Annotated in this window: 22 protein-coding genes and 2 tRNA genes; 1 reads left to right on the plus strand and 23 read right to left on the minus strand. The window is 38.5% G+C overall.

Features of this window, described 5'->3' with window-relative positions:
* Positions 1-167: 167 nt before the first annotated feature.
* Complete coding sequence (locus ACR2F3_RS08265) at positions 168-1,508, plus strand: DEAD/DEAH box helicase (protein ID WP_432709504.1); 1,341 nt, start codon at positions 168-170, stop codon at positions 1,506-1,508.
* Positions 1,509-1,539: 31 nt separating this feature from the next.
* On the opposite strand, the gene ACR2F3_RS08270 is transcribed toward ACR2F3_RS08265, so the two are convergent.
* From ACR2F3_RS08270 to ACR2F3_RS08380, 23 genes are all read right to left on the minus strand, one after another.
* Positions 1,540-2,268 carry an acyl-CoA desaturase gene (locus ACR2F3_RS08270; protein WP_432709505.1) on the minus strand — a complete coding sequence of 243 codons (729 nt, stop codon included), beginning with the start codon at positions 2,266-2,268 and terminating at the stop codon, positions 1,540-1,542.
* 113 nt (positions 2,269-2,381) lie between these two features.
* Positions 2,382-2,879 carry a phosphoheptose isomerase gene (locus tag ACR2F3_RS08275; protein WP_432709506.1) on the minus strand — a complete coding sequence of 166 codons (498 nt, stop codon included), beginning with the start codon at positions 2,877-2,879 and terminating at the stop codon, positions 2,382-2,384.
* Between the two features lie 39 nt (positions 2,880-2,918).
* Complete coding sequence (locus ACR2F3_RS08280; RefSeq protein ID WP_432709507.1) at positions 2,919-3,290, minus strand: response regulator transcription factor; 372 nt, start codon at positions 3,288-3,290, stop codon at positions 2,919-2,921.
* Between the two features lie 76 nt (positions 3,291-3,366).
* Positions 3,367-4,125 (minus strand): carbonic anhydrase family protein, encoded by a 759-nt coding sequence (locus tag ACR2F3_RS08285; protein WP_432709508.1) that lies wholly within the window; start codon positions 4,123-4,125, stop codon positions 3,367-3,369.
* 85 nt (positions 4,126-4,210) lie between these two features.
* Positions 4,211-5,374, minus strand: a complete 1,164-nt coding sequence (locus ACR2F3_RS08290) for a glycosyltransferase family 4 protein (RefSeq protein ID WP_432709509.1) — start codon at positions 5,372-5,374, stop codon at positions 4,211-4,213.
* Between the two features lie 167 nt (positions 5,375-5,541).
* The gene (locus ACR2F3_RS08295) at positions 5,542-6,606 is read right to left on the minus strand and encodes an acyltransferase family protein (RefSeq protein WP_432709510.1); all 1,065 of its coding nucleotides are present in this window, start codon (positions 6,604-6,606) and stop codon (positions 5,542-5,544) included.
* A gap of 127 nt (positions 6,607-6,733) precedes the next feature.
* A complete protein-coding gene (locus tag ACR2F3_RS08300) occupies positions 6,734-7,534 on the minus strand; it encodes an SDR family oxidoreductase (RefSeq protein ID WP_432709511.1) in 801 nt (266 codons plus the stop codon).
* 62 nt (positions 7,535-7,596) lie between these two features.
* Positions 7,597-9,768: a cation:proton antiporter gene (locus tag ACR2F3_RS08305; protein ID WP_432709512.1), complete on the minus strand. Its 2,172-nt coding sequence runs from the start codon at positions 9,766-9,768 to the stop codon at positions 7,597-7,599.
* A 17-nt stretch (positions 9,769-9,785) separates the two neighbouring features.
* Positions 9,786-10,346 (minus strand): hypothetical protein, encoded by a 561-nt coding sequence (locus ACR2F3_RS08310; RefSeq protein ID WP_432709513.1) that lies wholly within the window; start codon positions 10,344-10,346, stop codon positions 9,786-9,788.
* Positions 10,347-10,611: 265 nt separating this feature from the next.
* Positions 10,612-10,694: transfer RNA gene (locus tag ACR2F3_RS08315), tRNA-Tyr, on the minus strand.
* 176 nt (positions 10,695-10,870) lie between these two features.
* Positions 10,871-11,890: a TerC family protein gene (locus ACR2F3_RS08320; protein ID WP_432709514.1), complete on the minus strand. Its 1,020-nt coding sequence runs from the start codon at positions 11,888-11,890 to the stop codon at positions 10,871-10,873.
* A gap of 29 nt (positions 11,891-11,919) precedes the next feature.
* Positions 11,920-13,431, minus strand: coding sequence for a helix-hairpin-helix domain-containing protein (locus ACR2F3_RS08325; protein ID WP_432709515.1), 1,512 nt, complete (start codon positions 13,429-13,431; stop codon positions 11,920-11,922).
* A 3-nt stretch (positions 13,432-13,434) separates the two neighbouring features.
* Positions 13,435-14,847 carry a protein phosphatase 2C domain-containing protein gene (locus ACR2F3_RS08330; protein ID WP_432709516.1) on the minus strand — a complete coding sequence of 471 codons (1,413 nt, stop codon included), beginning with the start codon at positions 14,845-14,847 and terminating at the stop codon, positions 13,435-13,437.
* 16 nt (positions 14,848-14,863) lie between these two features.
* Positions 14,864-15,118, minus strand: a complete 255-nt coding sequence (locus tag ACR2F3_RS08335; RefSeq protein WP_432709517.1) for a hypothetical protein — start codon at positions 15,116-15,118, stop codon at positions 14,864-14,866.
* Positions 15,115-15,750 (minus strand): vWA domain-containing protein, encoded by a 636-nt coding sequence (locus ACR2F3_RS08340; RefSeq protein ID WP_432709518.1) that lies wholly within the window; start codon positions 15,748-15,750, stop codon positions 15,115-15,117. Before ACR2F3_RS08340 ends, ACR2F3_RS08335 begins: the two co-directional genes overlap by 4 nt.
* A 54-nt stretch (positions 15,751-15,804) precedes the next feature.
* The gene (locus ACR2F3_RS08345) at positions 15,805-16,443 is read right to left on the minus strand and encodes a vWA domain-containing protein (protein WP_432709519.1); all 639 of its coding nucleotides are present in this window, start codon (positions 16,441-16,443) and stop codon (positions 15,805-15,807) included.
* A 1-nt stretch (position 16,444) separates the two neighbouring features.
* The gene (locus ACR2F3_RS08350; protein ID WP_432709520.1) at positions 16,445-17,056 is read right to left on the minus strand and encodes a TerD family protein; all 612 of its coding nucleotides are present in this window, start codon (positions 17,054-17,056) and stop codon (positions 16,445-16,447) included.
* Between the two features lie 4 nt (positions 17,057-17,060).
* Positions 17,061-17,618: a TerD family protein gene (locus ACR2F3_RS08355; protein ID WP_432709521.1), complete on the minus strand. Its 558-nt coding sequence runs from the start codon at positions 17,616-17,618 to the stop codon at positions 17,061-17,063.
* 2 nt (positions 17,619-17,620) lie between these two features.
* Positions 17,621-18,427, minus strand: a complete 807-nt coding sequence (locus ACR2F3_RS08360; RefSeq protein WP_432709522.1) for a phosphoribosyltransferase family protein — start codon at positions 18,425-18,427, stop codon at positions 17,621-17,623.
* Positions 18,428-18,429: 2 nt separating this feature from the next.
* Positions 18,430-19,095: an HAD family hydrolase gene (locus ACR2F3_RS08365; RefSeq protein ID WP_432709523.1), complete on the minus strand. Its 666-nt coding sequence runs from the start codon at positions 19,093-19,095 to the stop codon at positions 18,430-18,432.
* Positions 19,096-19,359: 264 nt separating this feature from the next.
* Entirely contained in the window at positions 19,360-20,265 is a 906-nt protein-coding gene (locus tag ACR2F3_RS08370; RefSeq protein WP_432709524.1) for a methyltransferase domain-containing protein, read from the minus strand.
* A 401-nt stretch (positions 20,266-20,666) separates the two neighbouring features.
* Positions 20,667-20,732: transfer RNA gene (locus tag ACR2F3_RS08375), tRNA-Ala, on the minus strand.
* A gap of 111 nt (positions 20,733-20,843) precedes the next feature.
* Positions 20,844-21,072, minus strand: a 229-nt coding sequence (locus tag ACR2F3_RS08380) for a JAB domain-containing protein (RefSeq protein ID WP_432709525.1), incomplete at its 5' end; no start/stop codon positions are given.

Below are 21,072 nucleotides of genomic sequence, written 5' to 3' on the forward strand. Positions count from 1 at the left end.
GGCGTCCGCGTCAAATGGCTTATACTTGTTTTTTGGCTTTATTGCCCTGTATTTTATCAGCAAGTTAGCCGGACGTAAAAAATCTGCATAAAAAGAAAATTATACTTATCTTTGTGAAGAAATGAAATTTGTTCATTTCAATCTATTATACATTAAACACATACATATTGTTATTCAACGAATTAAATCTGATTGAGCCCATTTTATCTGCGCTACAAACAGAAGGTTATACTCAACCAACCCCCATACAAGAACAATCTATTCCAACTATATTACAAGGCAAAGATCTTTTAGGCTGTGCACAAACAGGAACAGGTAAAACTGCTGCTTTCGCCATCCCGATGTTGCAATTGCTTCATAAACCACATGCTAACACAAAAGGTCCACGACCAATTAAAGCATTGGTATTAACACCTACCCGTGAGCTGGCAATTCAAATTGACGAAAGTTTTAGAGCTTACGGCAGAAACCTACCTTTAAAATACCAGGTTATTTTTGGTGGCGTAGGTCAAAAAGCACAAACCGATGCCTTACACAAAGGCGTTGATATCTTAGTGGCTACTCCGGGAAGGTTATTGGACTTAATGGGTCAGGGATATATCCACCTTCGCGACCTTGAAATTTTTGTGCTTGATGAAGCCGACAGAATGTTGGATATGGGTTTCATTCATGACGTAAAGAAAGTAATCACCAAGTTACCTGCAAAAAGGCAGACTTTGTTTTTCTCTGCAACCATGCCTGCTGAAATCCAGAAACTAGCTAATACCATTTTGAATGCACCAACTAAAGTTGAAGTTACACCAGTATCATCAACTGCAGAAAAAATTGTACAATCAATCTACTATGTAGCTAAAAACGACAAAAGAACCTTATTAAACCATATCCTTCAAGATAAAAGCATCCAAACTGCTTTGGTTTTCACACGTACCAAACATGGTGCGGATAAAGTGGTTAAAGACCTTATAAAGTCGGGCATTAAAGCAGAAGCCATACACGGTAACAAATCGCAGAATGCGAGACAACGCGCCCTGTCAAATTTCAAAGACAGAACTACTCGTATTTTAGTAGCTACAGATATAGCTGCACGTGGAATTGATGTAGATGAATTGACACATGTGATCAATTACGAATTACCGAACATTCCAGAAACTTATGTACACAGAATTGGCCGTACTGGTCGTGCAGGATTAAGCGGTATTGCTTTTTCATTCTGTGATGCAGAAGAAAAGGAGTATTTAAAAGATATTGAAAAGCTAATTGGCCTAACCATTCCTGTTGCCGAAGACAACCCTTACGCGATGAGCTGGCAGGGTTTGATGGCTAAACAAGAAGATAAACCGAGGGGAGGAAAACCTTCAGCAAGTAATCACCGTAGAGGTGGAAATGCGAATGCGTCGGCCACTGCCAAAAGTAAATCAGCACCACGTAGCCAGGATCGTGATCCTAACCTAAGCGGCGCTAAAAGAACACCCAAAAGCGGAAGTCGCCGTTGGAGTGGAAAGAACTAGCCTTATTAGCTAGTTCTTCTCTTAAAATTTTTTAGGTCTTTCTAATTTTAATGATGCGCATCCAGTGCATCATTTTTAGTATAGGGTAAGTCGGGTCAAATTCATACCATTTAGCAGCAAAATTCGGACTATTAGGGCGCATGTGATGATTGTTCTGAAACAATTCGCCCATCATCAGAAAGTCTAAGGGTAAAGAATTTTTACTGTGGTCGTCGTTATCGAAATTAGAATAACCATACTTGTGACCACACCAGTTAACGATCGCACCATGGATCGGGCCCATTAAAAAGTGAATTGGCAGTAAGAAAAACATCCACCACTGGGTAGCAAAAGCAATATAAAATCCAATATAGAATAGGATAAATGCAATTCTTGTTGGCCACGCATCACCAATTCTATCGATAAATGCCCAGGTTGGATAATTGCCACGGAATTGCTCTTCAGGTTCAGTTTTAAACTTCAGGTGATCCAGGTAAATGTTTTTAGTTTGTATCATCAAACCCCAGACATCCTTAATAAAGTGTGGCGAATGTGGATCTTTAACAGTATCACTGTAAGCATGGTGCATTCTATGCATAATAGCATAGGCGCGCGGATTAAGGAATGAGGATCCCTGTGCAATAAAAGTAACTGTGTAAAAGAACTTCTCCCAGAAAGGATTCATTTTAAACATCTTGTGGGAGGCGTATCGATGAAGAAAAAATGTTTGAGAGAAAAGGGATAAAAACCAGTGTAGTAAAAAGAAAATTAAAATAGTCATATAGTGTTATTGCTGTATTAAACGAAATCGCGTCGTTTTTGTTATGGAAAATGTGCTAAAAAAAAACGCCCGTATCAATTATTGATGCGGGCGTTTAAATATATTTTGTGTTTTTATCTTCCAAAATCGTCTTGTACCCTTACAATATCCGATTCATCAGATGGGTTTTCAGGGTCGGTATGTTGCCATATTTCTGACACTATCCCCCAATCTTCAAGGCCAATTAGGCGGTGTCTTTCACCTTTTTCCAACTTAATGCGGGTGTTTGGTGGCAACTTCTGCAATGGACCTTCTTCGTCTGTATTGCTGGTTACTACACCGACTGTTCCACTTACCACTTGCCATATTTCAGCTCTGCGGTGGTGATACTGCCATGATAAACGTTTTTGTGGAGCAACCACAAGGATTTTTGGACTTAATTTTCCACTTATTTTAAGTTCGTCGACATTGAGTCCGTCAAAATAAACATTAGCAAACTGTTGGGCCTGCTGTTCATCAATAACGAAAAAACCTCCCCATGGGCGGGTATCATCAACATTTACAACATTAAAACCTTCTATTTTAAGTCGTTGCGCAATCCCTTTAAATATTTCCTCTTTCTGATCTGGCATATTAATTTATATATTGAGAACTCAAATATAGTAAATTAATTATTTTACCGTTTTACCGATTAACTTATCGATCCTGTTTACAATGTAATCAATATCAAAAGGTTTCTTAATGTAATCGTCTGCGCCAGCTTCAATACTTTTATCTTTGTTCTGGTCATTGGCCGACATCACAATAATCGGGATATGTTTAGTAAACAGATCACTTTTCAAATCAGCACATATTTCAGCACCATCTCCGTCCGGAAGCATAACATCCAGTATAAATAGGTCAGGCACTGAGTCCTTTAACTTCTCCTTAAGCTCTGAAAATGACGAAGATAACTGTAACTCATAACCTTCATCTTTAAGCAGAAATTCTATAATATATCTGATATCAGTATCGTCTTCAAGAACATGTATTCTTTTTACCATAATAATTTGTATAGCGTGAGTTTAAACATGTAAACCAGCAACAATATTGCCATAATGCTCAAACATAGTATTTATGTTACATAAAGTTAACTTTTCCGCTTTCCATATCGTACACTCCTGATGCGATTATAATCTCACCGGAAGCTTCCATATTGCTTAAAATCTGGCTATTTTCCCTGATGTTTTTTACACTGTTTTTAACATTCTCCACACATACATGGTGCAGATATGCTGGATTAGTCACATTTTGAGTACCTGGAAAATTAGCGGAAGCCGTTACAGCAGGTTTTATTTTAGCTAAAAGTGGCGTTATATTTCCTAGTTCAACTTTGGCGACCGCAGAATGTATAGCACCACAATTTTCATGACCTAAAACCACAATTACCTTTGAACCCGACACTTTACATGCAAATTCCAGGCTACCCAGAATATCTTCATTGATAATATTCCCAGCAACACGAACCACGAAAATGTCGCCAACACCTCTTTGGAAAACATCTTCCACAGGCACCCTGGAATCCAGGCATGATAACACTACAGCCAATGGGTACTGTCCGCTTGAAGCTTGTAGCACACGCTCTGCATTCCGTCTTACAGTGAAATCACCGCTAACAAAATCATCATTCCCATTCTTTAGGATCTCTAATACGTGATCAGGTTTTAAAGCAGCTTGTTGTTCTGCTGTTAACAACTTGGCAGCAATCATTTTATCGGGACTGATGTACACATCACCATCTGCGGATGGTTTTTCTGTATATGACTTACGATTTTTAGTAACATATAGATAGGTTATTCCCAATAGGAATAGGGCAAATAATATTGTAAAAATGCTCATTGTAGTTTCAAACTGATTATAAAAAATTTTACAATTTTACAGTTTTTACAGCGAAAAGCACAATAAATCAGCGCTTATACCACATTTAATTGGTCTGATAGGCACTTATATATATTTGCTCATTTAAGTTCCATGGATTGTGGTCCTGATGCATTTTTATATTCATCGACAAATTTTTATAATAATCATCCTCCAGCAAACCGATAGTCTTTTCAGCCAATAGTTGACTATTATTAGGTGCCACAAGGCAGCCATTCTGGTTGTCGACAATATATTCTTCAAATGCACCAACAGCACTTGCCAGGACTGGTGTATTCAAAGCAAAACTGGTCATCAATACGCCACTTTGCGTAGCTTCAATATACGGGCAAATAACAAACTTCGCCTCTCCAATCAGCCTCACCAGCTCATCATTGGAAATGTGACGGTTTAAAACAGTTATTTTATCTGGGTACTTGTTTAAAACCTCCTGAGGGATCTTATAATCATTGACGCTGCGTCCGGCAATTACCAAATGTGTTAACGGAAACCTTTCAAAAACATTTGACATCGAGTTTAACAACACTTCAATACCTTTATAAGGAGATAAGCGGCCAAAAAACAATAAGCTTCGTTTGTCTATGTTCCTATTACCTGCCAATTTTTTATAGTACGACAATGGATACATTTTAACTACCCAGCAAGGTTTGTTGTTGATTTTATAATACTGCTGAAACTGTTTTTTTGCGAATTCAGAATAAAAGAAAAAACCTTTTACTTTGGGCAAATTAAAGTATATAAACTTCGCCAGGTTAATCTTAAAGTCCTTTTCACCTACATGTGGAAGGGGATCGTGGATGGTTAAGTAGATCTTTTTAAAAGAAAACAAAGACGGTATAATCAGTAATGACCTCACCAACAAGGCTTCAAGATGTAGTACATCGGCATTTATCGCTTTAATGTGTTTATGAAGCGCCTTAGCTGTCTTAAAGTTACCAGCAAGGCCAGGACGTGCATATGCAACGAAATTTGCGCTTGCCGTTCCATCTAGGTAAGGCTTTAATTTAGCGTAATTGGTAGAATTAAGCATCTTTTCTACAGGTACCACATCCTGATCAGCTGGGAAATTGCTTACATCAATAATAGTCTGGCTTTTCGTCTCCTGTCTCACTTCGATGATGACATGCAATTCCACAACATGCTTTAAAATATTAATAACCTCTATGGAAGTATCCATAAAACAGTTTGCGGTATAAAAAATGAGCTTCATATTGACTTATTTGGTAACTCAAATTACCAATGAAATTTTATACCCCAAGGCCATTTAGACTATAGTGATATGTTTTGTATAACAAATGTGTAATGTTATTGAGTTTTACACACATTTTATACACAATTGAGCGGTTAAACATTTGAAGTATACAAGATGGCTAGGGATTATGTACTTACCATATTGCCTGGCTTGGTTTTCCACCTTAAATACCGGGCTTTGATAAATTGCCGGCCCGGTAACTCTATGAGCATATATAAAAAATAGGATACGCCAAGTAGAACAACAAAAAATAGGATCTCGATCAACGTATCATTTATACGCAACGCTTCACCAACGTGCCTCACAACACTATGAACCGGCTTCTGAAGGATATAAATCCCATAGCTGATCTCACCCAAAATCACAAATACGCCTTTTGATAACCAACTGGAAATCCGGCCATTGTTCAAAGCCATCAACAGTATAAATGGTGCATAATAAACGGCCGTTAGGCCATTATGGAAGGAGATATTTGTGGTATTACGATCAACAAACAACAACAAAAAAGGAAATGCCACAATAAGCAGCAGCAATGGTATATCGTAATTTTTCTTTTTAAACCTGAAATACAAAAAACCAATTAAATTGCCCACCAGAAACTGATTTAAATGCATGATTGGTGCATAGTAAAGAAACTTAGCCGGCACACCATATTGAGGATTCAATAAAAGGAAAGTAAACACAATTTGCGACACCAGCCAGAAAGCTACAATCACATAACACAGCGATTTGAGCGAGAATTTGTTATAAATACCTAAAAGCAGTGGAAAAAGAAGATAAAAAAAGACCTCCACAGACAAAGACCATCCAGGCGTATTTAAAGTCATTACATGAGCGGGAAACCACGATTGTACCAACAGGCTTTGCAGTAACAAACCCTGCGGGTTTAAACCAGTAACAGACTGATAGGCAATTAGGGCGACTGCAAACAGGGCCAGGATATAAATAGGATAAATTCGTGCAATTCTGCTGATATAATACGAAAGTTTATCCAGCTTATTTTTCCGGTTGCCATAAGCAATGATCATGACAAAACCCGACAAAATAAAGAAATAACTTACCGACGAATTGCCATACTTCAGCAGGGTACTCATTATCTCTCCGCTAAGTAATGGGCTTGTTTTGCCATAATGATAGAGAACCACTACCATAGCAGCAAGAAATCTGGTAAACGTAAGTTGATGTATCATGAGCAATGTTTAATCAAAAAAAAATGCCTTATCAACCAGAAAGTTAAGACAAAAACAATTGAAAAACAGTGGTCATAATAAATTGTAAAACTGAATACCTCAGTTTAATCACAGCATTACAAATGAACTATCCATTGTCTACAAACCCCGGATATAAAGTCATTCCCCCGTCTACATAAATTGTAGTTCCGGTGATGTAGTCACTGTCCTCACCTGCTAACCATACAGCTACTTTAGCTACATCTTCCGGTTCGCCGATACGTTGGTATGGGATTAATTCGATCAGTTTTTTTCGACTTTCTTCATCCGACCACACCTCCTCATTAATATCGGTTGCAATTGCACCTGGAGAGATGGCGTTCACCCTGATCTTTTTAGGTGCAACTTCAAGGGCCAGTGACTTCATCAACATGAGTAAACCTCCTTTTGAAGATGCATAGTTCACATGTCCCGCCCATGGAATTAAATCGTGTACGGAACTTATAAAAATAATATTTCCTATAGCCACGCCCTTTGCGCCTGACGCATTTTTATACTCAAACTCCTGAATGGCTTCTCTGGCACATAAAAAGTGACCTGTTAAATTGGTGCTGATTACTTTGTTCCATTCATCGAGCGACATATTTGCAAAAGAACTGTCCTTTTGTATACCTGCATTGTTGATTAACACATCGAGCGTCTGGTACTTTTGCTTTGTTCTTGCAAAAAGCGCCTTAACTTCCTCTTCTTTACTTACATCTGCCTGGTGAATAAATCCTTGTCCACCAGCCGCAATAAGCTGATCTAAGGTTGATTGTGCGCCTTCCTCATCACCATGATAGTTAACAACAACATTAGCGCCCTGTCTGCCAAAGGCAATAGCAATTCCCTGACCAATGCCAGAGCTGGCACCGGTTACAATGATGGTTTTCTGAGTCTGATTTGCCATAGGTTAGTTGATACTTTGTTGTATTAACACCCCCCGATAAAAATTTGTTTAAAAAAGCGACTTTACTTCTTAGGCTGGAAAACTTTTTTTAAGTACCCTCCTGCTTTTCCAAGCGCACCAATTTGCTCACTGATGGTTTCGATTAAAGCACTGTCAGCTAACTCGATATTCCCCATGTTAATTCCCAGTTCCAGTTGTTTAGGATACAAAATAATAAAGCTGTATTTCCCAAAATAACTGGAAAGATAATAGGGTAGTTTTTGCGATTGATGTTGATAAGAATCGTGCCCCTTTCTAGAGGAGATAATAATCAGGATATCATTTACCTTCAACTCACTTTTAAAAATCAGAAAGTCGTCCCAATCACTAAAAAGGTGGAAAGACGACGAAATAAAAGCAGCGCTTCGGTCCAATACATCTTTAATCACTTCCAAAGAGACGGTGTTTCCGTAGAAACTCACAGCCATGCCAGACTCCTTGGCCATGACAACCAATTTGTGTAACCAATGAAGGAATCCCGGCTCTGTTTCGGCAAGAGGCGGTACAGCAATCACCATTCTTTTTAAGGTATTAAAAGGCTGTGCAGGCTTGTAAATATAGATTGTTTCGTGTACCCGCTTGATGATATTCTCTGCCTTCTGGCCAAGGAACCTATGCTGATCAGCACTTTTATGCATACCGATAACAACATCACTTATATTGTGTTCTTTAATGGTATATACAATTCCATTAGTAATGCTCGAATCGTACCGGGTTAAAGGAATAATTGTATTGTCGGATGCCGCAGCATGTGAAACGGCTTTTTCTAAAATCTTTTTACTGCCATTAGTAGGTTTGTATGCAGTATTATCATCTTCAATAATGTTTAGACCATAAATCGGGATATTACTCTTTTGTGGCCTTAACCTGATGCCAAAGTCAACAAGTTCGGTAATCATATCTGGATAGGCCAGGGAAACCATAATTTTATCTTCCGACTCCTGCGATTGTGCCTGATCACTGGCTTCCTCTTCCTGCAGGGCAAGGGTTTTTGAAGCCTGCTCTACAACAAAGGACCCAACACCGCAACTAACCAGAATTAATAAAATGGTACCATTTAACACATCTTCATTTAACAACCTGATCGGTTCTCCGGCAGGTGTTTCACCGATGATAATGTTATAACCAACTAATATTATTGCCAGGGTTGCTGCAGCATGCGACGCACTTAATCCGAAAATCATTTTGCCCTCTGTTGGTGATAAACGCAACAATTTTTGCGTAATGTAGGCTGCTGCGTATTTTGTTGACAGGGCCACACAGATAATCACACCGGCAACTTTCAAGGCGCCCCAGCCTTTTACCAGCACACTGATATCTACGAGCATCCCAACTCCAATCAGGAAAAAAGGAATAAAAATAGCATTGCCCACGAAATCAATCCGGTTCATTAAAGGTGAGGAGTGTGGAACAAATTTGTTGAGCACCAGGCCAGAGAAGAAAGCACCAATAATTGCCTCTATCCCAGCAGCTTCAGCAAGAAATGACGCCAGAAAAACCATGGCAAGCACAAAAATATACTGAGATACACTATCTTCAAAATGTTTAAAAAACCACCGGATTATTATCGGGAAGACAAATAGCACAGTCAATACAAATAGTATAGATGATAACCCCAGCTGTATCCAGAAACCGGCTGTTACTTCTTCTTTGGTCATACCAGCAATACCCGCCAGGATTAACAAAGCAAGGATATCTGTGATCATGGTACCACCTACGGTTAATGAAACCGCGCGACTGCGGGAAACCCCATATTTACTGGCAATGGGGTATGATACCAGCGTGTGTGTGGAAAACATACTCGCTAAGAGCAGAGAAGCCAGAAACCCATAGCCCAAAATATAATAACTGGCTAAAGTTCCGAAAACAAGAGGCAGTATAAATGTGATTAAACCGAATACCAGGATCTTATTCCTGTTTTTCTTAAACTCGGCCAAGTCGATCTCTAAGCCGGCGAGAAACATGATATACAGCAGGCCCACCGTACCAAATAACACCATACTGGCATCACGACGCAACAGGTTTAAGCCATATGGGCCAATGATCACACCGGCAATGATTAACCCGATAATATGTGGTACTTTAATTTTATTAAAAAGAATGGGCGCAAAGAGGATGATAAAAAGAACCAGCGAAAAAATAATCACCGGATTTTTTAAAGGTAAGGAGAATTCCAGGGCCGATAGTAAGACCATATTTGTATACATAACCTTTATGGTATTCTTTTCGCAATTAACGAATAAACAATTTTACAATTCTCCTGGATTATTTCTCTGGTGCCTTCCAGTGCATCATTCGTCGTTGGGCGAAGGATGATCCTAATTAAACTTTCAGGAGTAGACAGCTGGTCAGTAAGCACCAGTCCACTCTCTTTATGTACACCGTTATAAATCCGGCTCAACTGTTTACCGGTATACGCTTTAGCCACTACATTACTATTTTCAGAAGAAACCTCCCACTGCTCCGTTTTCGTATCGCCAATGGCAGATCCATCACAGCTTGTTTCAATACATTGCATTTTAACCAGCCATTTACCTGATAAGTTTTTGTCGTACACAGTTACCGTATCAACCACTTCATTGCTATCCAGCAGCTGTTTACGTGCATAGAGGTCCTTTTCTTTAATTGTAAGACGTTGTTCCCATAACATCAGTTCCTGTTGTTTTTTGTTTACAGCTTCTTCTTTTAACTGAAGCTCTTTTTCGCGGTCGCCAAGCCCGCAGCCGAAACAACATAATACCAGGAAAAAACTGAAAATTGCGGATCGTTTCATACATTAAGGATCAAGTTACATCTTTAACAAACATCGCTAAATTACGAAACCAAGTTTAATTAAGGGCACTAAACAAGGTTTTTATGTGGACACACAGGGTTAAGCTGGTTGTTATAGCCTATAAATACATTGAAGAGATTATGATGAAGTCCCCCGTACTTACCAGCAACCAGAGTCGAAGCGGTCATTTTACAATGCAGCTGTTGGTGTTTAATGTTGAGGTGAAGGGTGTGAAAGATGGGAAAATAGAATTTCCCTGCAGGCGTGGGGGGAGAAGGATTCGAACCTTCGAAGTCTTGCGACAACAGAGTTACAGTCTGTCCCATTTGGCCACTCTGGTATCCCCCCTTTGTTATTGCTTTCGATAACGGCTCAAATATACAATCCAGGAAACAAAAAACTGCATATAAATGCAAGAAACGCAATAAAACAGCAAAAAAAAAACAGCCCTTAGGGCTGCTTGTTGTCAATAAAATGGATGTTTATAACCAGCTAAAAAGCTTAACTGGCTATAAACAAATTATTTATACCTTTTCCTCAGGTTTTTCATCTTTAAAGACCAATGAGGCGATCACCGACAAAATTAACACTCCTGCCACGATACCTAATGATACGGGTGATGAAATGTGTACCCAAGGTGCAATCAACATCTTGATACCAATAAAGGTTAAGATGATCGACAAACCGTAAGACAGTTTACTGAACATGTAAATGAAATTGGCCAACAAGAAATATAATGACCTTAAACCCAAAATCGCAAAGATATTTGAGGTGTATAAAATGAAAGGATCATTTGAGATGGCAAAAATAGCAGGGATTGAATCGACAGCAAATAAAATATCTGTAAACTCAATAACAGCTACAACAACCAATAAAGGCGTAGCCATTTTCACACCGTTTTTAACAGTAAAAAACTTGTCACCATCATAGCTATCGCTTATTTTATAAAAACTCTTCACCATTTTGGCACCTGCAGAGCTGCTATAATCTTCGTTTTCGTCGTCATTTCCTCCACCCCATGATTTAATTCCAGCGTAGATCAGGAAGATACCAAACAGTGCCAGAACAGCATTGATTTGTACTAACTTACCGAAAACATTCATCTCAGGTAAAAAGGTGATGTTAATGATTCCTACCCCTGCAAAAATAAAGATGGCACGGAATATTAAGGCACCTATAATACCCCAAAATAACACTTTGTGGTGCAGGTACTTAGGCACTTTAAAATAACCAAACACCAGGATAAATACAAACAGGTTATCTACTGATAAAGCCTTTTCAATCCAGTAGGCAGCCTGGTACTGGGTTAATTTTTCAATGGCGATATCATGACCACCGGCGTCATTATTAAACACATAGTACACGACCAGCGAAAATAGCATGGATAGGGAAATCCACACAATAGACCAAATGGTCGCTTCTTTGGAGGTAACTTCATGGCTCTTCTTGTTAAAGACGCCCAGGTCGAGTAATAACATGATTACAACGACGATCACAAAACCCCAAACTAACCCGGGATGTAAATCTAAAATACTTGTTTGCATTATTTTTTTTCTGTTTAAACTTGTAATTACTATTTATTGGCCATGGTAATGACCACTACCCTACCCCCATCTTCTTTTGACAGGAGTAGCCTTTTTCCATCGGTTAATTCTACCATGGAACCTATCGGAATTTCTTTGTTTTCCGTTAAGTCTTTCAAAGATGTTAATTTCTGATTTACCAACACCCATTTGTTTTGGTAAAAAGTAAAATAACCTACCGGAACTTTTTGAGCTGCATTCAGTTTCTCATTCCTGATCACATTTCTATTCACATGCCATTGAAATAAATACTGATCTTTATAAACCATTAACCTGTGGTTTTCGGGTTTCCATACCGATTCTTTAAACTGGTAATAAAGGTCTAAAACCGGTAAGGTGCCTTGGTGAGGCGTGCCGCAGAATGGACATCTTGGGGTATTGGTATTATCAAACACATACCACTTTTGATCGCATGCCGGATTAAAACACTTCTGCATAAGATCGGTGGTTTTTAATAAGGCAATTTCCCACTCTTCAGCAGTAGGTCTCTGCATCGGATGATGTAAACCATCGATAAATACTTTATCAAATAGCGCTTTCAGGTACGGACCGGTGATGGTGTATGGTAATTTCGAAATATCTGCCCAGGGAAGATCCCATTTAGACACCTGGTTGAGTTTAGGCCGGTTCTCGGGATTTGTTGGGTGTTCAATAAACAAGGCTTTTTCACCCATGGATAACAAATCATCCTTTTCTGTATCAAGATCATGAACCTTTCCACCTTTAAGCGGATGCCTGTGCAGCAAAAACATATAAATCAGCACAGCTAAGGCATGCAAATCCGTAAGCCTGCTTGGCAACTTACGGTTGGGGTCAGTTTTACTTAAATGTTTCGTTGACAGCACCTCAGGCGCAATGAATTCTGCAGTACCGATCACTTCCGCTGGAAATAAACCGGGAACAACCAGGCCATCCAAATCGATGATACAGGCAGATTTCTCCACCGGATCAACCAGCACGTTGTTATATGACAAGTCGGAATGAGCAAGCCCCATGGCATGCATCTTTTTAACGCCCCGGGTTAAGTTAACCAAAATCTGGAAATAGCTAAGCCAGTCGCCTAATTCTGAACTGGCCAGACATAATGGAAATTTCTTGTTTCTGAACTTAGCACCGGCAAACCACTTCCCGTTTTTCTCTTTTCCTTTAATCAGATCGCTGCTTTCATACCCCTTTTTAAAGAAGAATTTTTTGTCATAGATGGGTACAATCACGCCGGTTAAACCATTATGTTCAATCACATCTGTAGGCCAACGGTAAACCTCATTTAAATAATAATCGCCAGCTTCTTTAGTTTCAATTTGAGGTAAATAGTAATTGGTGATTTTCTTCAGTCTTTCTTTCTGATTAAAATCTAATTTATCCCTAAAGATCGCGACCACGTATTTACGGTCAGGGCTAAAAAATACGTCTTTAACACCACCACGCATTGGCTCGCCAGTATCAACATATTGATAGGACTTTGAAGGATCATTAACGGATTTTACAGTAATTATACTCATCGATTAATAAATTATGGCCAGTGTTCTGTCATCATGATTACCAGGATTCCAGAAATCCATCCAGCCGGAAAGTTGCTCAGCTACCTTTTTATTCCTATAACTGAAGTCCACCCCAATGTGATCATCATTTTTTCCTTTTAAATCTTCTAAAAACTCTTTCCAGCATTCAATCTTTTCCAAATTAGCCTCAACCACAAATTTCGGATCATAAATTCCATCGGTCATTAACATTAGATAAGAGAAATCATCGATCAGTTTAAATCCAAATCGTTTGGAGAATTTATCACTCTGGAATATTTCGGGCATGGTGATAAAGCGGGTACCCCCACCAAATTCGCCTACATCCAGCAAATTCATGAGCTTGATTTCTGTTAAATCTTTATTCAATAACCCAATAGGGCAATCGCCAACGCCGAATGTTAAAATAGCATATCCGAAATCATATTTTTTAACCACTGCAAATATTAGCGTGGCATGGAAATCTTTTAACGGAGTTTCAACACTAAGTGCATAAGCTGCTAGCTGTTTATGTACGGAATGTGCCGCTTTAGACAAGTTGTCATAAACAAAACGGCTTATTTTTTTTGATGAATCAACATCTGTTTTGTTATAGTGACTTAGCAAGACCTGGTCGAAATCCTTTAGGTGCGCTGGCGTAAAGTTGTCTTCAAAATACTTCACCACCAGCTCACAGGCCAGTTGTGAACCTTTTCTAGACAAGGCAGCTGAACCTGCACCGTCTGAAACGGCAATTACACTCCAGCCTGATTGGGGAAGGTTTTTAAAAGCAAAGTCGTCATCTCTGAAAGAACCCACATTTGCATGACTTCGGCCCCTTTTTGAAGAAACCACAATTTTTTTATCTAAAAAGTCGCCTGAAGCTTCTACATCATCTGCTTTCCAGTAAAGATCTTTAACGTCGCTGTCTATATTTTTCCATAAGGATTTAGGGTCAGGATTAACGATGATGGTGATCTCTTTCTCATTCAGCGTCGAATCATCGGCTTCACCTTCAATTCTGAATAATAGTTTAAATTTAAGGTTGCCGCTTACTTTTGGCGTACCACTAATCAACTCTTCATTGCTGTCATAAATTAAACCTGTATCTTCTAAACCTGTTACCTCAGAATAGATAATATCCTTCCATCCTAATTTTAAAAAATCGATTGGTGCACGGTATTCTTTATTTACTGTACCGTTAGGCACGTAAACAGTTTGCGACAAAATGTCGTCAACCCGGTTTTTCAACTTCCAGTTCATCATAAGTATTTTTTGGTTTTCACGAATGGCACAGACCAAATTAATGTTTGTCTCGTTAGCAGCAAAAGTATCCAGCAGCAATTTCTTTTTTGCTGGAATATCAATTTTATGATATGCCAATAAAGCCTCTATATGTTTTTTAGTTTCTTCCATCATTATCCATGGATTCGCATCAGAAAGAATTTACAAGTGCCAGAAAAATGACCAGTATAATGATTTGACTCATGTCGACAGAAATACCCCTGCCTACCTGAAAAGGCTGTACGTATTTCTTTAAAAAGCCAAATAGAGGCGAGAAAATTTTATGAATCACGTCAAATACCTTTTTATAGCCAGGGTTTAACTTGTCCTGGTAAGGAAGTAATTTCGAATATAGGAACAAACCTATGATAAGAAAGCTGAATATTATTGGGATTAATTTGATCATATAACAAGGGTAATTTCACTAGGTGGTGGAGGCAGGGTCATTGTTTCGCCAGTTCCCTGACTTTTATTTCCCTGTTCGATGGTGTCTGATACCCATTTAAAAAACTGCTTTAAGGTGGAGCTGTCTGCGGAATCCAGGTGAACCACATTCTCAGTTAATTCTTTCAAAATGGCGTCATCAGCCATTTGCCCTGCAGCGCAACCCACTACAGCGCCAAAATTTAGTGCTTTAATTTCAGGTATTTTCTCCCGATATAACTGAATATCTGAAGGTTTTCCGTCGGTAAAAACAAAAAGTAAAGGCTTCCAGTCGCCCTTTTGGGTGGCTGAACCTTTAATAAGGTCAACCTTTACTTTTTGAATCACGAAGTCTAAGCCAGCACCAGTATTGGTGGGGCCACTTTGAGGACAGGTAATTTCTGGCAGTTGAAAGCTCACTAACTCTGTTAGGGGAACAATTTCGTTTACTGCCCGATCATAGGTAATGATACTAATCCACAGCGAATCCAATGCTTGTGGATCTGACCGCAACGTATTGATCATTCCACTTAAAGCATTGTTTAACGCCTGTATGGGTTCGCCAAACATGGACCCCGACGTGTCTAATAAAAAATATACGGGTAATCTTCTCATATTTTATTCCTATCTCTCATCGTAATTTATTCATTTGAAAACACCGGTCGTATATTAAACAACGATGTTTAGTTCAGAAGGCGGTGGTGGCAATTCATTGAGGCCAGACACTTCTTTACCAGAATCTTCCACTTTCGTAGAAGTTACACCAATAGAGGCTGTAACCCATTGGAAGAACTTGCCGATACTTGCACTATCTGCAGTATCCAGGCTCACCACATTTTCTGTAATTTGTTTAAGGATGTTGGTGTCGGCACCACTACCTGCTGCACAAGCAACAGTATAGGCCACTTTCCTTTTTTTGAATTCGTTCAAACCACTTTGCCAGTCGTCAGTTGGAATACCATCGGTCATGATAAATACCAAGGGTTTCCAGTCCCCTTTTTGCTCTGTCGTTGTTTTTGCAACTTCAGTATCAATCTTGGTGCTCACTAACCTCAAAGCATCACCTAAAGCGGTTACCCCGGTAGCCCTGATATCAACCATTTGGAAAGAGGCCAGGTCTGTTAAAGGAATAATTTGCTTTGCCGAACTGTCAAAAGTTATCACACTTAAAAAAGCAGTTTCAATAGCTTGTGGATTTTGACGCAAAGAACTGATCATGATTTGAACACCATTTTTCACGGCCTCAATCGGTTCTCCCGACATTGATCCAGATGTATCTAACAATAAGTATACTGGTAATCTTCTCATACTATAAGTACTGGCTAGTTACAGTTTTAATTGTTTCTTCTAATTTCCTGTCTTTTGTTGGCTCACCAACCGCATTGAACTTCCATTCGCCGTTTCTTTTATAGAATACGCCCATCACCATGGATACACTTCCAGCGAAGCCTTTTCCATTAGCAATATCAAACGTAGCGAACACTTCTCTTACTTGTTTTGGTGTTCCTTCATAAATGCGGATGGATGCGAAAGGTATGGTACCAAAATCATGTCCCTGGAAACTGTTCAATACAAAAGCCACGTAGTTAACCGCAGGATTTAAACGTTGAAAATCAAGTGTAATTACTTCATTATCTAATCCGTCATCGCCACCCATATCACCAGTTCTGTCATCACCACTGTGTTTAACAGCACCATCTTTAGAGTTAAGACTTCCAAAATAGATCACATCGACCACATTTTTATTGTCGTCATAAAGTGCACATGACGCATCTAAGTCAACTGCTTCTTTTTTGGAAATACCTAACCAATTTTTTTTCTCGATTGCACCCCAGTTAATTCCAACACAAATGCTTTGGAGTTTACTGCCGTTGTTTTTTTCAAGATTTATTCGTTGTCCTTTTTGAAGATTGATTGCCATGTTGTTATGATTGATATTTGTTTAAATAATCTTGTAATCCGCCTTTCATTCCCATGCCAATGGCTTCGAATTTCCACTGTCCTTCTCTGTTGTATAACCTACCAAATTCTATAGCGGTTTCAATAGAGAAATCTTCATCTAATTCATACTTTACCAATTCGGTATTGGTCGTTTCGTCAACGATTCTTACAAAAGAGTTTCTAACCTGACCAAAGTTTTGGTTACGTGCTTCAGCCTGGTCAATAGTAACCACAATGCAAAGCTCCTTAACTGACGGGTCAATTTTTGTAAGGTCAATTTTAATTTGCTCGTCATCACCATCACCATCGCCAGTTAAGTTATCACCAGTGTGTATTACCGCTTCGTCTGGCGACTGCAGGTTATTATAAAATACCAAATGATTATCTGATATTAATTTATGGTTTGCACCTAAGATAAAAATGGAGGCATCCAAGTCAAATTGAGTTCCTGTAGAACTGCTGTTGGTATCCCATCCTAAGCCAATGGTAAATTTAGGGGCGTTGATGTTTTCGCGCTGACCTTTCTGTAAATTAATTGCCATAATTAAGCTGTTTTAATAGTGTTTATATTATTTTGATAGTCTGTAATCTGGTGGTAATTGTTGCTTATGGCCAGGTGAAATAAATCGGTACGTTTCTCTACCGAAATATTATCCAGCACATAGTTAAACTGCTCCTGGTTAAAACTTAAAATATACTTTACAATTCGCGTATTGAACTGGAAGCTAGACCTGTTGATAACCTCAACAATATCAGCAACATTTTTAATCGCGTAATAGTTGTAAAAATTCTCTACCCGGGGATGTATATCTTTATTAATTAGCTCTGCGTAGTATAAGAAGATAAAATCTCCTTGCACCTGGTACTGGTTTAATATCCTATTTACGGTATGTTCATGGCTGCCGGTAATTTTGATGTCATCGACAAAAATGCAAAGCTTGCCTTCTATGAAGTTTCTATCGATATAATACGTATCGTTGGAAATCAATAATACACGCTCTTCAAAATCCAGGTTACCATAATCAGTTACATAGGTTTGATTTCTATATATTTTAGACTCGGCACATGCTTTTTTGTGATGTTGAAACAAGTAATTGTTCAACTTCATTTTAAAAAAGTGGCAAAGAAAATTTGAAGCGGTGGGGATGGATAGGTAAGGACTAGGCAAAATGACAATCTCCTGTCCTGATAATACGAGGTCTTTATGTTCCGCGATAAAGCCATCAAACAATTGTGTTGCAAATTTCTCCGCATATTGTTTATCGCCGAACTTGAACCAGCTATATTCGTCTACTTTAAACGGGCTGTTTTGTTCCTCTACAATCTTATGTAAACTATAACTTCTATTCACCTTTATAAATTTACGAGAATTGCACCAAAACCATATGCTATTGCACCATTATAATCAGCTACAATGTTGTCACCTACATGTAGCACATCTTTCTGCTCCAGATTCCGGTTCAACTTTACCTGATCTTCTACTAATTTAAAAATCTGAAGGTTAGGTTTAGAAATACCAACTTCATCAGAATAAATCTGGAAATCAAATTGGTCTTCAAAACCATATTCAGTCATCAGTTTTCTTAAAGTTCTGCCTTTAATAAAACCGGTATTACTTAAAATATTCATAGACTTATTCTCCAACTTCAGTTCATCAAAAAGCTTGTGAATAGCCGGGTACATTAATTGAGGTTTGTAATCAAAAAACAAGGTTTCCGTTTCTTTATAAAACTGGTCTAATTGAGCGATGGTAATGTCAGAAATATCAACATTCAACTTATTCAGAATTAAAAAATAGATCTCGTAGGTATTGATGTTGAGCCCCGTTTTTTCATTCATCTTATTGCAGAGCACATCGTAATACCTGATCACCTGGGTAACCTCTTCGATTGATGCGTTGATTTCAAAAAATTCTCTAAACAGCAGATTTCTTTTACCTTTAAATTCAGGATTTGATCTGATCAACGTTAGCCATAAATCGAAGGAAATATGGTTGTATTTTTTATGGTTTATTTTCAAGCCTATATATTAAATTTTCAACAAGATTACTTTCCTTCATCTCGTCATATTGATGCGCTTCGTTTTGGCGCATATTTGCTCAATATAATAATTTTCGGTCAGGGGGAGGTTAGAAAATGCTACTGAATGCGCCTAAAAAGGGCAAATGATTGAAATTTTACAATTATTTGTTAAAAGTGGGGTTTGGCGGGAAGGGTGGATTGGAGCGCACGCGTGTTTTATCTAATTACACTTTTACAGAAAGTATAAACGCACCGCTTGTTGTCATATCTTCTTCTGAAAGATTCCTGAACCTTTGTGTAAATTTATCCTTTGAATATTGTTAGCCATAATGACTGGAAGTTCCTTCAATATCCTGAAACCATATTTTTTATGCAATTCTTTATGTACCGAGTAGGGCTGACGGTTTATCAGAAACATTCGTCCCCCCTTAATTATCTTCCATTCGAATTCACTATAGGTTCTGTGGCCATTCCAACTTCTAGTGGTGTTGTGGCATTTAAAGTCAATGGAGTGAGACATGATTCCTCCCCTTTTCAACCATTTTGAGAAGGCAACGTATGTCCCTTCAAGATCTTCAACATGTTCCAAAACTGCCTGAGAATATACAAAATCTACTGAGTCAGGGCTTATTACTTTATAATCATCCCAGGGAACATAAAATTTGACAAGGGTATTATTTGGACTGTCAGGATTCTTAATTTCTTCACGTATCGCTTCCAAACGGCATTCAGACAAGGTGTCTTTTAGTATTTCCTCTGAAATAATGTTATCCGGAAATGCATAAGCATCAAGTCGAGGTTGAACCCGGGGATATTCAGTATTATCCGGAATAGGCGTTTTATTTTTAAACAAAACAACCAGTTCTTCAAAGATCTTTAAATTTCGTTCAATATTCCAGTATTTTATTACATCAAACGCCCTGAAAGACTCACAACCAGACAACAATGCCGCGAATCCAATCCCTAAAGAATCCCCAGGACCTAGCTCTGCCACCCTTTTCGGAATTCCGGCCTGAACAGTATTCAACATCTTAAGGTGTCTTAACCAGACAGAGTAGCAATATCTACTCTCAATAGTACCACCTGTTCTATATGACAATATTGTTTTGACTAGTGGTACATGATAAATTAGTCCAATTGTCATAGGTAATATTTTTTCTTTCCACATAGTTATATTATTATTTTATAAAATGTTTAGCAATATGCTTTGCTCAGATATAATCCATTGTCACTATAGCAGGCGCCGCTTTTAACCAATTAAAATTCTAATTTTAAGCTCATATCGTTTAAAAAAGAGCAATAAGGTTTCAGATTTTTTAATTGACCTACATTAACTAACTTAATGATAATTAAGCAATAAGTTCATCTTCAGAAATGAATATGTAGAATAGGAAACAGTTTATATACGCGCTTTCACAACTGCCGATCCAGCATAATAAACTAAGCGGATGATGCGCTTTCAAGACAATTCACTTCCCCCAATTCCGCTTAATCCATCACGAGCCAATCAAGAAATGACTTTAACAAAAAGAGCCTTTCAGTTTTCACTGAAAGGCTTTTTTAACGGGGTGGAGAATAGCGGAGTCGAACCGCTGACCTCTTGCCTGCCAGGCAAGCGCTCTAGCCAGCTGAGATGACCCGTAATGCACTATTTGGCGTTTCTTTCAGATTATCACACAAATTTCACACAGAATCTAGCCTGTTATCTAATTTAATATTTCTTGTAATGTAGTTATTTCTTTGAGGCTATAATACTCCTTCATCTGCAAAACTATAAAACTGATGTCTAGATATGATAAGGTGATCCATTACGGGTATATCCAGTAACTTGCCTCCATCAACAATCCTTTTTGTAAGCTTTATGTCTTCATTGCTAGGTCTCATCTCGCCACTAGGATGAGTGTGGCAAAGGATTATAGAACTAGCAGCTGCCTTCAACGCTGAAATAAATATCAGCTTAGGATCAGCAACTGTC

The organism is Pedobacter sp., assembly GCF_045627485.1.
Lineage (GTDB): Bacteria > Bacteroidota > Bacteroidia > Sphingobacteriales > Sphingobacteriaceae > Pedobacter.